At 60.0% G+C, this 14524-nt stretch carries 8 protein-coding genes; 6 read left to right on the top strand and 2 right to left on the bottom strand.

Going from position 1 to position 14524, the window contains the following annotated elements; genetic code table 11:
* Positions 1-104: 104 nt before the first annotated feature.
* A complete protein-coding gene (locus FGE05_RS26655) occupies positions 105-3035 on the bottom strand; it encodes a DUF4132 domain-containing protein (protein ID WP_139649655.1) in 2931 nt (976 codons plus the stop codon).
* Positions 3036-3065: 30 nt separating this feature from the next.
* A complete protein-coding gene (locus FGE05_RS26650; protein ID WP_139649653.1) occupies positions 3066-3506 on the bottom strand; it encodes a hypothetical protein in 441 nt (146 codons plus the stop codon).
* Between the two features lie 297 nt (positions 3507-3803).
* Between FGE05_RS26650 and FGE05_RS30170 the strand changes: the two genes are divergently transcribed.
* The 6 genes from FGE05_RS30170 to FGE05_RS26620 all read left to right on the top strand — a co-directional run bounded on the left by FGE05_RS30170 (position 3804) and on the right by FGE05_RS26620 (position 14415).
* Positions 3804-6293, top strand: coding sequence for a hypothetical protein (locus tag FGE05_RS30170; protein WP_257225725.1), 2490 nt, complete (start codon positions 3804-3806; stop codon positions 6291-6293).
* A 71-nt stretch (positions 6294-6364) separates the two neighbouring features.
* Positions 6365-7285: an Ig-like domain-containing protein gene (locus FGE05_RS26640; RefSeq protein ID WP_139649651.1), complete on the top strand. Its 921-nt coding sequence runs from the start codon at positions 6365-6367 to the stop codon at positions 7283-7285.
* Positions 7286-7312: 27 nt separating this feature from the next.
* Positions 7313-9406: a hypothetical protein gene (locus FGE05_RS26635; RefSeq protein WP_139649649.1), complete on the top strand. Its 2094-nt coding sequence runs from the start codon at positions 7313-7315 to the stop codon at positions 9404-9406.
* A 14-nt stretch (positions 9407-9420) separates the two neighbouring features.
* Positions 9421-11064 (top strand): hypothetical protein, encoded by a 1644-nt coding sequence (locus FGE05_RS26630; RefSeq protein WP_139649647.1) that lies wholly within the window; start codon positions 9421-9423, stop codon positions 11062-11064.
* 17 nt (positions 11065-11081) lie between these two features.
* Positions 11082-12707, top strand: coding sequence for a hypothetical protein (locus tag FGE05_RS26625; protein WP_139649645.1), 1626 nt, complete (start codon positions 11082-11084; stop codon positions 12705-12707).
* Between the two features lie 85 nt (positions 12708-12792).
* The gene (locus FGE05_RS26620) at positions 12793-14415 is read left to right on the top strand and encodes a hypothetical protein (RefSeq protein ID WP_139649642.1); all 1623 of its coding nucleotides are present in this window, start codon (positions 12793-12795) and stop codon (positions 14413-14415) included.
* Positions 14416-14524 lie beyond the last annotated feature (109 nt).

Genomic DNA, 14524 nt, shown 5'->3' with positions numbered 1-14524 from the left:
TATAAGGCCCAGCTACCCCGCTGGGCTTTTTCGTTTCAGGCGTTTGGTTCAGAGCTGCTCAGTCGGCAACCGATGCCGGGGCATTTACCGAACAAAGCCCGCCATCAGCTCCCCCGCTGTATCTGCTCCAATATCTGGCTGTCAGTGATGTTCATGTCGTCTTGCAGCAAAAACATCTTGCTCAGCACTTCGGTCATTTTCCGGTCGGTGTCGGCGAACGGCAGGTAGAGCTCGGGAGCGCTGGCGCCAGCAGGGACGATGCACAGGTAGTTACCGGGTTCGATATGGATGGCTGCGCTGCCCAGATGAATGCGGTAGTTCGCGCGCTGGCCGGTAATGTGCAGGAAATGACCCTCACATTTGACGTTTTGCAGTCCCAGCCCCTGAATCAGTTCGCCGATCAGTTCGGCGCGTCGCTGCAGGGTTTCGTGACTGGTGCTGTAGCCGTCCGCGGCGTGGGCCACGGAAACCAGCAGGTCGGCATCACGCATGACTTCCGAAAACAGCAGGGGCGGTACCTGTTCAAGCGGCAGCGCTTTCTGGTCGCGATAGAACGCAATCGTGTCGAAAGTGAAGTGTTCCGTTTCTGACAGGTAATGGCCGGTATCCAGAAAGTTGAACGTGGCGTGGATGCCGTGTTCCTTGCTCTCGTAATAGATGTCGTCGACGCTTGAGGTCGACCAGTTGCGGACCTGCAGCAACCGCGCGGCTACTTTGCCTCTCAGGCGGTGGCCGACAAATCGATTGGACCACAAGCGCGTACTGCGCTCGGCGGGGGTCAGCAGATACAGCTCGCGAAAGGCCTGCTTGAACGGCTGTACGCGGCGACGGCTGACGACTTCTTTCTGCCAGGCCGACAGTTGTCCTGCGGTGAACAGATGAAAAGGGTGAGCAATGCGCAGGTTCTGTTCAATGGCGTATTGACGGCCCTCAAGGTCGGTCACCGTCAGTGTTGCGCTGTCGAGCCAGCCCAGCACCGCGTCATCGGCTTGCACGATCAGCTGTTCCAGCAGCAGGCGAACGGCGGGCATCCTCAGCAGGGTTTTCAGGACATCCAGGGTCAGGGTTTCGCCGCTGCTCATCATCGTTTCCAGGGTGCGGCAGAAGCGTGCGATCTGTTCCTGGAGTTGGGTCTGCTGGGCTTTGAGGGCGACGAAGTCAGCGTTTTTGCGAATCGCCGGCGGTGCGCTCTTGAGCGTCTTTCCGGCTTTGCAGATGCGCAACGTGGGCGACAAGCCGTCGATCACCAGCGTGACGTCATAGCCCTCGACGGTGGCGGCTGTCAGGGCGGATTCGGCGATCTCCGATTCCATGGCCCATTCCAGGCGAATCGCCGAGGGATAACTGGCCACACGCGCCAGGTTTTCCAGCCCCGCCTGAATCGCCGCGTGGGAGTTTGCCTGTCGTTGGGGGCCGTATTTACGCACCTCCTTGTGCAATTTCTTGAGCGTCAGGTAGCGCTGGCGTACGTCGTCCGAATGCGTGACAGGGAATAACCCATAGATGCGCATTGCCGGCTGAGCGTGGCGGGTCAACTTCTTTTCCAGTGCGGGTCGTCCGATACCTTGATAGGCGTCGAACAGCACGCGGGTTTCGGGAAACGCCCAGTGCGAGGGGGCGAGTACGGCGAGGTATTCGCGCAAGTGCTCCGGGTCGGCTTCCGTCAGCGCCTTGTCCAGCAGGTAGCGGTCCACCACACCCACGGTTGCATCCAACGTATTGGGCAGGTCGCTGCCCCAGCCGGATTGAGGTGCGAGGGCGATGTTCAGGTATTCACGCTGGAAGGCTTGCAGATCACCCCAGCCGAGCGCGTCGAGTACCACTCGGCTGGCGTGCCCGGCGTAGGGCAGGGCGGTCAGCAGGGTATTTCTTGAAAAACCGGCCAGCGACGCGAGCAGCTCTGCCGATTGCTCTCTGGGCAATGCCTGGAGCGACAGGAAACGTTCGAGCACCGCGGCCGTATTGCCGAAGCTGTCATGAAAGGTGTCAGGTGTCATGCCCAGCCGTTCGATGACCGCCAGGGCCAGCAGCACCCAGCGGGTCTGATAGACCTCCACCGAACGGAAGGTGTCGGCCAGCTTCTCGGCATTATCGGGTAATCCGGCCAGGGCGTCCTCGACATAACGAACGGTGAAGTTCGCCAGTTCGGGTGGCACGTCGGCCGACCCTTCAATCAGAGGATGTTCACTTAGAGATTGTTCCGCCTCGAATCCCTCGTCCTCAGGGGGCCCGTCATCTGGGGCGTCCTCGTCGAACGTTTCACCAGCGTACCGATTCAGTTCCAGGTCATCGCTGTCGAGCCCCGTGTCGTCTGTATAGAACATCATGGCGCGCCCCCAGGTGTTGGCTGCCCGGACGAAGCGTGGGTAATCGAACTGGCCAGCTTCCATCAGGCCCAAAGCAATGCGCTCGATGTCCTTGTGCACGTAGGTATACGCGTCGGCGACTCTCCTTTGCTCTTCATCAGGCGGGGAAGGTGGCTGCACACGGTTCCAACTGCCGTCCAGCAACCATTCGGCGAACGTCTGCCAGGCCGGAGTGGGCGGGTAGTTGCTCAGGCGGTTGATGCAGTCCGACACATCGGGAAAGGCCCAGGCGTGTTCCGGACGTCTTCGGTAATAGGCAGGATCGTCGTCACCGGTGGGCAGTGGATAGTCGCTGTCCTCGAAAGCAAATTGCAGCATGTGTTGCAGCCGTGCACCGATCTGCTCCAGTGCGTAAGCATCGGGGTAAGCAGTGATCCACGCATCGCAGATGCGATATTGCAGGCCGTAGCGCTGTTGGTCGCGGCGGTCTTTCAAGTCATCCCAGACGGTCGGGAACACAAAACCGTCGGCCAGTGCCCTGGCGCCTTCCTCTGGCTGCTGCCTGACCCAGTCGTTGGCAATGCGCAGGAAGTCGATGCCATCCCAGAAATCGAGCTCGCATTCGTCATGGCGATTGAGTTCGGGATAGGTATCCAATGCGCTGTCACAGAAGGCTCCCAGTGCAGCGAGGCGTATGGCTTGGTCGGGCACAGGACGACGTGATTGCATGAGGGGTTCCGAAGAAATGAACGACAGGAATCATCCGCCAACCAGCGGCATCAGACGGATAAACGCAATCGTGGAAGGGGGGCTCACATCGATGAGGTCATCCAGGTTCTGCAGCATGACGCCATTGTGCAGGACGCGGAATGCGAGGCTTTCAAAGCCCTTCAAGGCGCGCTCGATCTCGACGTCGAGGTCCAGTTGGGGGGATGCCTTGGCTTGCGGCATGACGATTGCGCCTTCACCGGCTTGCCGGCGGATGTCCCGCTCGCTCAGGTACTGGCGATCAAGCACCTCGCGCACGGCCGCCTGTTCCAGCCAGTGCTGGACCGACAGCGCGGCGATCTGTTCGGCAACGGTGAGGCGAATGAGCTCGGCGACCGTCAGGGTCGACGAGGTCGGTGTCAGGGTGACGGGGGAAAGCAGAGGCTCCTGACGTGCGCCTTTCAGGCAATAGCTATGAACCACCAATTCCATGAGGTACCTCTCGCAAGCCAGGCCAGCCGGGCAGCAGCTTAGCATCTTGCGGTCAGTGTGCCTAAAGTTGGAGTGGGTCCGTGGTGAGGGAGCGAACCCTAGCGCGGATCAACGTTATCCAGCGCCCGATTCGCCAACGATTTGCTCAACTCGATGACAGCCATGAGCCATTCAACCGACCATTTGTCCTGAATATCCCCACACCTGTTAGTTCTGACAGTAGCCAGTCTCCCCGGTCTGGAGTGTGATAACGGCGTCCCGAGAGGATAACGGCCTGCCACTCACCAGGAGATCATGATGGATATCCAATCCAGCACATTGAACGATTTGTTCGAACTATACCCTGTGATCGTTCCGGGTTGGGTGTCTCCAATCAAACCGCCCGATCTCGCTCATGGCGGCATTCCGAAAAGTCTCTACGACGACCAACCCCGGGGCCTTGAGTGCCTGATCGATCCGTGGAACGAGCTTCAGCGTCGTGGCTGGACAATGGCGGAAGGCGATCGTGTCGACTTGTATGTCAATGCCGATCCCACTCCGGTGGCAGGCGGCACCGTCAATCCGGGAGAGGAACAACTGCGCATGCGTTTGTATGTGCCCCAGGGACGGTTGCTCAATGGCGTCAACCGGCTGTACTACATAGCGACCCGCCCGAGTGGGGACTTCGATAACTCCAGGGATTTGAACGTGCTTTATCACCTGCGGGCTCCCGGTGAGCCGGCGCCCGATGGGCTGGACCTGGTGATTCCTCCCGATGTCGTCAGCAATGGCGTCAACGCCGAGCGAGCGGCCCAAGGGGTGGCATTCGGTTTCAACTACAGCAACCGCCGTGATTACGATCGAATTCGTTTCCTGCTGGGCAATGCCACCGTTGAGTGGGAGATTGCCGACGCCTCGGTACCAGAAGTGAACACCCTGTTCACCGACACATTCCAACAGGCGGGCGACAATCCCAACACGCTGGTGGAGTTCCTGGTGTTCGATCAATTGGGTAACTTCAGCCGGTCGTCGGTCAAGCGCCTGGACATTCATCTCGGCCTACCCGATCAGAACCTGCCCGCTCCCCTCGTGGAGGGTGTGGCTGAAGGCGGTACGCTGGATCCCTCGCTGATCGTGCAGGTCTGGACTCGGGTCCCGGGGGACGCATTGCTGGTCGGCGATGGGATCGTGGTGACCTGGACGGATAAAAACGGTGTGGTCGCCCGATATGATTCTGTAGAAAAACCCTACACAGGGAATGACCTGCCTAATAATTACCTGCGCTTCTTGATTCCATCGACTGACGTCCAGCGATTTATCAACACGGACGTGACCGTCACCTATACCCGCAATCGCAATGGAACCCTCACCGGGCCATCCCTGCCGTTCAATATGCATGTTGGCGTACCGGTGGTTCTGGAGCCCTTCAAGATCATGGGTGCCCGTTTCAACCGCACAACCTACCGGGCTTCAGGATGCTCCAGGTTGTTAAGTGCTTTGCATGCCAACACGCAGCAGCCGCTGGCGGTTGAATGGAAGTATGCGGATGAGCCCACCTGGAGCGCGCCGGCTACCACTTGGCGCGACATCCAGCCGTCCAAGGTGTTGCAGGTCCGTTCGAGCAGTCAGGAAGCGATGCTGAACCCGGCGAATATCTTCGGCAATGGGGTCGATACCTTGACCGAGGGCGGCGCGGCTTTTGCTGCCCTGCTCGATCGGGGCGATGTGGTGAGTTGGGGAAACCCGGCGTTTGGTGGCGCGGCTCCGCTTTTGAACAATATCGTCGATGTGAGCTGTACCCAGAGCGCCTATGCGGCCGTTGACCGCTCGGGCACGGTGCGGGTCTGGGGCGATCCGACCGCAGGTGGTCGGATGGGAAGCGTATCGGCTGCAGGCTTTGCCGAGATCGTCGGCAATGGCAACGCCTTCGGCGGTCGCAAGACCAACGGCAGCGTCGTGGCCTGGGGGGCGAACCGGGACAACGATCTGGTGCCGGCCCCGATCAATAGCTACCTCGATATCTCTAATGTCTATGCCACTTCCCAGGCTTTCGCGGTCCGTCGTCTGAACAATCCGGTCGCGGCCTGGGGGATTGCCGGTTACGGTGAAACGGCTCCTCCAGGGCTTAATGACGTGGTGGACATCATAGGCTCTTTCGCGGCCTTCGCAGCCCTGCGTACCGGCGGCAGAGTGGAGGCCTGGGGCAATCCCGCCTACGGCGGTAGCTTACCTGGCGGGCTGTCCGGAGTCGCCCAGCTTGCTTGCGCCAATGCCCAGGCGTTCTGTGTTCTGAATACCAACCAGCAGGTGGTGAGCTGGGGCTCGGTGGAATATGGCGGAGGCGGCGCGCCGCAGCCCAATAGCGGTGTTGTCGAAGTGGTCAGCACATGGCGGGCGTTTGCCGCGCGTCGTGGTGATGGTTCCGTAGACGCATGGGGACGACCCAACGAGGGGGGCGTCGCTCCGGCGGGGTTGACGGGGGTCGTACAGATCGCCGGCAGTTCCGAGGCGTTTGCGGCGTTGCGCAGTGACGGCACCGTCGTTGCCTGGGGTAATCCGGTGGTGGGTGGAACGATTCCCGGCGCCACGTCCCAACGACTGGTCAATGTTCAGGCCCTTTATGCCAATTCCCATGGCTTTGTCGCGTTGACGGCCAGTGGCGATGTGGTTGCCTGGGGACATGCGACTGGCGGTGGCAACAACGATTCGGTGTACGGACAGTTGCGGGGCAACGTGTCCTACTATCGCTCGCCACCGGCACCGAGGGTGCTGGCGGCGCAGGCCGAGCATGCGTCTGTAGGTTCGTAAACCGAATATTCCGTGCTTATCCGAGCAGGCGTCTCTGGGCGCCTGGCTTCCTGTCTTTGCGAGGTGTCACCATGTCCGATACCCCTGGCCAGCGTGTGGTAAACCTACCGCCTCCCTCCGTGGATGAAGCGCCCGACGGCGTCCTGGATCCTGTCGATATCCCACCGGACGGGGCTCGTGTCCGGATCAGGCGTGATGCCGCCGACGTCAACTGGCAGAGAGTGTTCGTGTTTGTCGGGCCCGACTATGAGAACGAGCTGCCGGTCGGAACGAACATCAAGGACGTGGTGTTCTACGTCGACGCTGAATATTTCGTTGCCGACGCCGAGGGGGTCGTGCCCATCCGTTATGAGGTGTTGATGCTCGATGGCAGCACGCAGCCCTCGGATGAGTTGCCGCTGCAAATCGCGGTGGGGTTCGGGGACGCGGCGGAACTCGATCTCAGCGAGCATCACTATGTCGCCGTCGCCGACAAAGCCCCATTGACGGTACCGGCCTATGCCCGGATGACACGGGAAGCAACCTGGGGCAGCCCGCCTTATCGCTATGCCAGCAGCGACGACTATGTGGCCGATGTCGATCCCCAGACAGGTGAAGTGACCGCCAGGGGCAATGGCCAATGCACGATCACGGCCACCGACAGCCTGAATCAACCGCGTGCCTATTCGCTGACGATCTCGGGTATCCGGCAACTGTATTACTTGAGTTCTGGTGCTGACTGGCAGGGGATGGTCCGGGTCTGCGCCAGCGCCAGCCTGGACCCGGTCACCCTGGTGGACATCAAGCGACTTTGGTCCTTGTATTCCGCCGGTAACGGCCCCGTGGCGCAGTACCTGGGCTGGCTGAATTATCCATTCTGGACCGGCGACACATTGGGCGCCGGTACTGCCTGGGCCTATGACCTGAATGGCGGGGATGTCAACGCCAATGCCACGGCATTGACCACCGATACCTTCCTGCCCGTTCTGGGCGCTTCGCGCGGTACGTCTTGAAGACTCGCCTCAGAGGAGTTTTTTGCCATGAACGATATCCATGCCGACGCCAGGCAAGGCGCTTTGCTGCCGCCCCCTTCTGTGATGGGGATGGAGCAGAACGCTGTGCTCGATCCCGAGTCGGTTCCGCAGGGCGCCCAGGTGACTGTACCCCGGGATGGCCTGATCGAAGGCGACATTGTGTGGCTTACCTGGGCAGATACGGCGGGGGGGGTGACGGCATACACCGATGAGAAGCCTTATTCGCGTAACGATATAGGCAAACCTTTGTTTTTCATCGTGCCCCAGGCGCAGGTCCGGCGGTTTCTGGAACTGGCCGTGACACTGACTTACGAAGTGGAACACCTCGCCGGAGGCGATAATGAGCACTCCGAGGACTTCGGCTTGCGAATCGCCAAACTGCCGTTGCCGATGCCCATCATCGTTCAGGCCAAGGGCGATCAGTTGAATCCGGAGGATCTGTCCAGCGGTGCGACGCTGCGGATCGCTCCCGAAGCCTGGTTGAAATCCGCTGATGTGGTTCAGGTAACCCTGGCGGGAGCGGCGGGCACGGGCAGCACTGTATTAACGCATTCAGTGTTGCCGAGCGAGGCGGGAGGCGCACTGTACATCGATATTCCCTACACGGTGATCAGTGCCAACGAAGGCCGCTCCATCGTGCTGACCTATACCGTCAACGGAGGCGAGCCGGGCCCCGAGGCCCGGTACGAGGTCAAGCGCGATATCGGCTCCGGTGAGATACGGGTCATGGGGGCACGTTATAACCGTGGCCTGTATCGATGTTCGGGATGTTCGCGGCGGTTGAGTGCGTTCCAGACGTCGACCGGACGGCCCGTCCTGGTGCAGTGGCAATACGAGGGCGACGATGGTTGGGTGGCCGGCACGACTTTTCAGGACCGCGACTCTTCCAGGCCCTTGCATGTACGTTCCACCGATTATCAGGTCACTTTGAACCCGGGAAATATCTTCGGTAGTGGCCTCGATGGCGTGCTCACCGGCGATGCGGCCTTTATTGCCCGTCGGGACATTGGCGATCTGGTGGGCTGGGGCAATGACGCCGAGGGTGCGAAGATCCCGGCGACCATTATCAGCATGGATGATATCGCCGAGGTGAGTGCCACGATGGGCGCTTACGCCGCGCGCCGCGTCAATGGCAATGTAGTGACCTGGGGGATGACGACCCATGGGGCGACTATGGGCGGTGTGCCGAGAACCGGATTCACCCAGGTAGTGGGTAATGGCGCAGCCTTTGCCGGCATAAGGGACGGCGGGCAGTTGGCGGCCTGGGGCGATGCGGCCAGCGGTGGTCTGCTGCCAGAGCCTGTCGAGGAATGCAGCGATATCGTCAAGGTGTGTGGCGGCTCGTTGGCTTTTGCGGCCCTGCGCAGCACGGGGCAAGTGCTGGCCTGGGGAGCCGTGGCCAATGGCGGCGAGCTGGGCGAAGACATCGGGCAACTGGACGACGTCGAAGAGGTGATCGGAAATTATGCGGCGTTCGCTGCCTTGCGTGGCAATCATCGGCTGGTTGCCTGGGGTGGCGCTGAGCAAGGCGGAACGCTACCGCAAGAAATTGCCTATCGCGATGATGTCATTGAACTCAGTTGCGCCACTGCACAAGCCTTCGTCGCTCGGTGTGCCAGCGGACATGTCATCGCCTGGGGGGCCGCGACACACGGTGGCGTGCTGCCGGAGCTGATTCAGGATCTGGACGATATCATCGAAGTGACCTCCAATTGGCAGTCTTTTGTCGCACGTCGGAAAAATGGTCATGTGGTGGCCTGGGGAACCGTGGAGACCGGAGGAGAGGTCAGCGATGAGATTGCCCGGATGAATGACATCGTCCAGGTCACAGGATCCTCCAAAGCTTTCGCCGCTCTGCGTAACGATGGCAGCGTCGTGGCTTGGGGGGACGTCACCGTCGGTGGGGATGTGGGACCGGTGGCCGGAGTGCTGGTCAATGTCCGGGCAATCTATGGCAACTCCCATGGGTTTACTGCCTTGACCGCCGATGGCCGAATGGTGACGTGGGGGCATGCCGCGGGTGGCGGTGACAGTGAAGCCGTTCAGTCCTTGCTCCAGGGTCGGGTTTCCTACTATCGGTCCAGGTCGGAATCCGTGTGACAGGAGGCCCGATCATGAACGCTTGCTTGCGCTTTGGAATAGTCCGTCGGGTGGTCAAGCCCCTGCTGTTGTTATTGCTACTGCAGTGCTCGATGGTCCAGGCCGTAACCGGGCCGGAAGTCGCTCAGTTGCTCAATACCCGCTATAGCAGCATCCCGCAGGCGTGCCCCGGCAACCATGCGGCCTATTTCTGCAGCGGAGTGCTGGTCAGTGGCCTGATGGGTGGATTGCCGATCAGGTTCTGGGAGCATACCGACAACGCCATTGCCCTGGGTGCCCGCAGTTTTTCCTACCTGCGCCGCGACCAGGGCATCCGCAGCCTGACGCAGGACGGCGGCATGGTGTTCAGCGATCCGTTCACGGCCATCAGCCAGGGAAAATCGCTGGATGTGTTGTGTGCCTATCCGCTGGTGACTTCGATTCACGGCAATTATGGATGTGGAACTGGAGGCTCTCTGGACGACCCCGGTTCTTGCGCGGCGTTGGGCGTGAGCGATGCGGCGGGCTGGTTGACGCACTTCCAGCAGCAAGGCCAGCAACCGGCTTTGCAATGCTCGTTGAGCAGCCGGATCGCGACGCAGTTTCGTGCCAGCCTGTTGGCCCATGAGCAATTGGGCGGCAGTTGGGTGACCCAGCCCAATCAGGTGCAGATCCGCAACTGGGATGCCCAGGCTCCGGCACAGGTACCTGTGCAGGCGTTGTTCTACGACACGACCCGGCCTGGTGGATTGCGCGTGGCCCAGCATAACCAGCGCGACTATCACGCGGCTACAGGCCAATGGCTGCCGATTCTGCGACTGGACCTGGCGGGCGTCGATGGCGCCGTGTTCGGCTTCAATTTGCAGGATCAGTTGTACCTCGGTTATGAAGTCGCCCGGCGACTCAGCGCCCGTTACTTCGATACGGCGATCACGTGTGCGGATGGCCGGCCCTCATTCTATTGCAATGGCGTCCTATTGAGAGGAACCGATGCCACCGCGCTTTATCACTCATGGAACCCCAGCCATTACTCCATCGCCAACGGTGGTGTTTCCACCACGTTCTTACGCGCGGATTCCCGGGTGCCACGGCCTGTCTGGCCCCAAGGTTTTCTCTTCAAGGAAGTCGCCGCTCCGGCGATCCATCCTACGACCTTGCGTTGTGGTTATCCGTACGATGGCCACACAGGGCTGATGCCTGATCCCTGCGCGGGTTATGGCCGCTGTGCCGACTTGGGGGTCAACAGCCTAGAAACCTGGATGCAGCTATATCAAACGCGACCCTACGAATCCTGCAGTTTTGCCCCCACGGCCGATGGCCTTCAATTGCTGATGGAGGTGCGCAAGACAGCCGCGATGCCACCTTACGATTGGAACGAATTCATCTTGTTGACCTGGCCGCAGGATATTCCCGAGCAGTTACCGATCGATGCGGTTTTTTACAGCCACGAGGCCTATTACCCCAATGATAGTTTGGCCGGTGCGCGGTATCTCCAGGATGACTATTTCAAGATGACGGGGCGCTTCTGGCCCATTGTGCAATTGGACCTGAGGGCAACGGATGACTTGGTATTCAGTTTTACACCGGATGACCAGTGCCTGGCTGACAGTTGTCCACCTCCCCCACAAGCTGCGGGAGTCCAGAGTATGGAGTCCTGGTTTCGCGAGCACGGACAATGACTACACGGACGGCCGCGATGCAAACGCCTTCATTCTGGCTTGGCAAGATCCTGACTCTGATAGCGTTCCTGTTTGTATTGACGGCCCAGGCCGTCACGGGACCGGAAGTCGCTCAACTGCTCAATACCCGCTATAGCAGCACCCCTCAGGCGTGCCCCGGCAACCAGGCCGCGTATTTCTGTAGCGGCGTGCTGGTCAGTGGCCTGATGAGTGGATTGCCGATCCGGTTCTGGGAACATACAGACAGCGCCATCGCCCTGGGCGCCCGCAGTTTCTCCTATCTTCGCAGCGACCAGGGCATCCGTAGCCTGACCCAGGACAGCGGCATGGTCTTCAGTGATCCGTTCACGGCCATCAGCCAGGGCAAATCGGTGGACGTGCTCTGCGCCTATCCGCTGGTGGCGTCGATTCAAGGCAATTATGGATGCGGAACCGGAGGTACGGCGGATGATCCGGGGTCCTGCGCGGCATTGGGCGTGAGTGATGCGGCGGGCTGGTTGACGCACTTCCAGCAGCAAGGCCAGCAACCGGCTTTGCAATGCTCGCTGAGCAGCCGGATCGCGGCGCAGTTTCGTGCCAGCCTGTTGGCCCATGAGCAATTGGGCGGCAGTTGGGTGACCCAGCCCAACCAATTGCAGATCCGTAACTGGAACGCCGAGGTGCCGGGGCAGGTGCCCGTGCAAGCATTGTTCTACGACACATCCCGGTCCGGCGGACTGCGGGTGGCCCAACGCAACCAGCGCGACTATCACGCGGCTACGGGTCAATGGCTGCCGATTCTGCGATTGGATCTGGCGGGCGCCGAGGGGGCCGTGTTCGGTTTCAATTTGCAGGATCAGTTGTATGTCGGTTACGAAGTGGCCCAGCGGTTGAATGCCCGTTATTTCGATACGGCAACTGTCTGTCCGGGGAATAGAGCTTCGTTTTATTGCAATGGAGTGGTATTGAGAGGGACTGATGCAACCGAGGCCTACCGATCCTGGAATCCCAGTCCCATCTCCCAGGGCAACAATGGGGTATCCACAACCTTTATCAGGGTCGATTCACAAGTCCTGAAACCGGTCTGGCGTCAGGGATTTATCTTCAAGGAATGGTCGGCCCCCGCCGCTTATCCATTGACCATGGGCTGCGCTTACCCTGTCGATGCCGGAACCTCCAACCTGGCGGAGGCGTGTTCATCCCATGGCGTCTGTCTGCAAATGGGTATCGACAATGTAGATATCTGGATGGCCCGTTATGCCGGCAATCCCTACGTATCCTGCAGTTTTTCAACGACCCCGGAGCAGATCCAGCTGACGCTCGACATTCGTGTACGTCTGGGAGACTGGGATTGGAACGAATTCATGGTCAGGACCTGGCCGCAAGACATTCCCGAGCAATTACCGATCGATGCCGTGTTCTATGGCGAGGCGCTTTTTCCTGGCGACGGTCCCGTGGGTTCTCGTTACCTGCAGGATGATTATTTCAAGGCAACGGGGCGATTCTTACCCATCGTCGAATTGCGCCTGGACGCACCGGATGGCCAGGTATTCAGGTTCACTCCCGAAGATCAATGCCTGGAGAGCAGTTGCCCGGCACCTCGGGTAGCGGTCATGGGTAGACAGCGCTTTGGTCCGAAACTGGAACGGTATCTAGACCCATAACAACGTCGCTTCATTCAGTCGCGATCCCACCTGTCCCTGTTCAGGGCTTTGCATGACTTGATGAATCCTGTGCCAAGGAGGTTTCATGAAACGGCGTCTTCTGTTTGGCAAGTTCCTGTATCTGGTCTTGATCCTGTTGGGAGTAACGGCCCACGCAGCAACCGGACCGGAAGTCGCTCAGTTGCTCAATACCCGCTATAGCAGCACCCCTCAGGCGTGCCCCGGCAACCAGGCCGCGTATTTCTGTAGCGGCGTGCTGGTCAGTGGCCTGATGAGTGGATTGCCGATCCGGTTCTGGGAACATACAGACAGCGCCATCGCCCTGGGCGCCCGCAGTTTCTCCTATCTTCGCAGCGACCAGGGCATCCGTAGCCTGACCCAGGACAGCGGCATGGTCTTCAGTGATCCGTTCACGGCCATCAGCCAGGGCAAATCGGTGGACGTGCTCTGCGCCTATCCGCTGGTGGCGTCGATTCAAGGCAATTATGGATGCGGAACCGGAGGTACGGCGGATGATCCGGGGTCCTGCGCGGCATTGGGCGTGAGTGATGCGGCGGGCTGGTTGACGCACTTCCAGCAGCAAGGCCAGCAACCGGCTTTGCAATGCTCGCTGAGCAGCCGGATCGCGGCGCAGTTTCGTGCCAGCCTGTTGGCCCATGAGCAATTGGGCGGCAGTTGGGTGACCCAGCCCAACCAATTGCAGATCCGTAACTGGAACGCCGAGGTGCCGGGGCAGGTGCCCGTGCAAGCATTGTTCTACGACACATCCCGGTCCGGCGGACTGCGGGTGGCCCAACGCAACCAGCGCGACTATCACGCGGCTACGGGTCAATGGCTGCCGATTCTGCGATTGGATCTGGCGGGCGCCGAGGGGATCGTGTTCGGTTTCAATTTGCAGGATCAGTTGTATGTCGGTTATGAAGTGGCCCAGCGGTTGAATGCGCGTTATTTCGATACGGCCACCACCTGTCCGGATGGGCGCGCGCCGTTCTATTGCAATGGGGTGGTATTGAGAGGGACTGAGTCGACCTCCGCGTTTCAATCATGGAACCCCAGTCCCCGATCGGAAAGCATCAATGGTGTCTCCGCCAGTTATGTCCGGGCCGACGCCGCGATGTCGTTGCCGGCTTGGCCTCAAGGTTTATTGTTCAAGGCGCTGGACGCGCCGACGTCTAATCCACTGACGGTGCGCTGCCTCTATCCATTCGATGGTTACACGGGCGCGCTGAACGAGGCCTGTACCGGGCGCATGGAATGCACGACCCTGGGAGTCGACAGCGTGGAAAGCTGGCTGTACTGGTATTCCACGACGCCGTATAACTCCTGCAGTTTCCTCCCTTCGGTGCATATGGTTCAGGTGCTGCTCGACCTTCGCAATACATATGCCCATCCGCCTTACCATTGGAACGAGTTCGTTCTGGTCCCATGGGAGCAGCGCATTCCCGAGCGCCTGCCGATCGATGCCTTGTTCTATGGGGTGGCATACAACCCGGGGGATGGGCGCGCGGGAGCCCGTTATATCCAGGATGACTATTTCAAGACAACGGGGCGTTTCTGGCCGATCGTGCACCTGCGATTGGACGCCACCGACGGTCAGATATTTACCTTCATACCCGATGACCAGTGCCTGGATGACAGTTGTCCCCCACCGGTGTCGCTCATGAGCGCCGAATCCACGAAGGCCTGGTTCGAGGAACATGGGCAGTAGACGCTTGCGTTTAATCCGCAACGGGCATGTCACTTCTTTGTGACAATTAGACCAATGGTCTATATCTCAAGGTATGCCTGCCGATAGGCAAATCAAACCCCGTAAAAGG

Source organism: Pseudomonas sp. ICMP22404 (assembly GCF_006227205.1).
GTDB lineage: Bacteria > Pseudomonadota > Gammaproteobacteria > Pseudomonadales > Pseudomonadaceae > Aquipseudomonas.
The sequence above is the reverse complement of the archived record's forward strand: the minus strand, read 5'-3'. Positions and strand labels throughout refer to the sequence as shown.

What these genes read in the sequence shown, in the direction of transcription:
- FGE05_RS30170 (WP_257225725.1), top strand. Translation starts at nt 3,804, where the DNA reads ATGGATATCCAATCCAGCACATTGAACGATTTGTTCGAACTATACCCT.
- FGE05_RS26625 (WP_139649645.1), top strand. Translation starts at nt 11,082, where the DNA reads ATGCAAACGCCTTCATTCTGGCTTGGCAAGATCCTGACTCTGATAGCG.
- FGE05_RS26650 (WP_139649653.1), bottom strand. Translation starts at nt 3,506, where the DNA reads ATGGAATTGGTGGTTCATAGCTATTGCCTGAAAGGCGCACGTCAGGAG.
- FGE05_RS26640 (WP_139649651.1), top strand. Translation starts at nt 6,365, where the DNA reads ATGTCCGATACCCCTGGCCAGCGTGTGGTAAACCTACCGCCTCCCTCC.
- FGE05_RS26620 (WP_139649642.1), top strand. Translation starts at nt 12,793, where the DNA reads ATGAAACGGCGTCTTCTGTTTGGCAAGTTCCTGTATCTGGTCTTGATC.
- FGE05_RS26655 (WP_139649655.1), bottom strand. Translation starts at nt 3,035, where the DNA reads ATGCAATCACGTCGTCCTGTGCCCGACCAAGCCATACGCCTCGCTGCA.
- FGE05_RS26635 (WP_139649649.1), top strand. Translation starts at nt 7,313, where the DNA reads ATGAACGATATCCATGCCGACGCCAGGCAAGGCGCTTTGCTGCCGCCC.
- FGE05_RS26630 (WP_139649647.1), top strand. Translation starts at nt 9,421, where the DNA reads ATGAACGCTTGCTTGCGCTTTGGAATAGTCCGTCGGGTGGTCAAGCCC.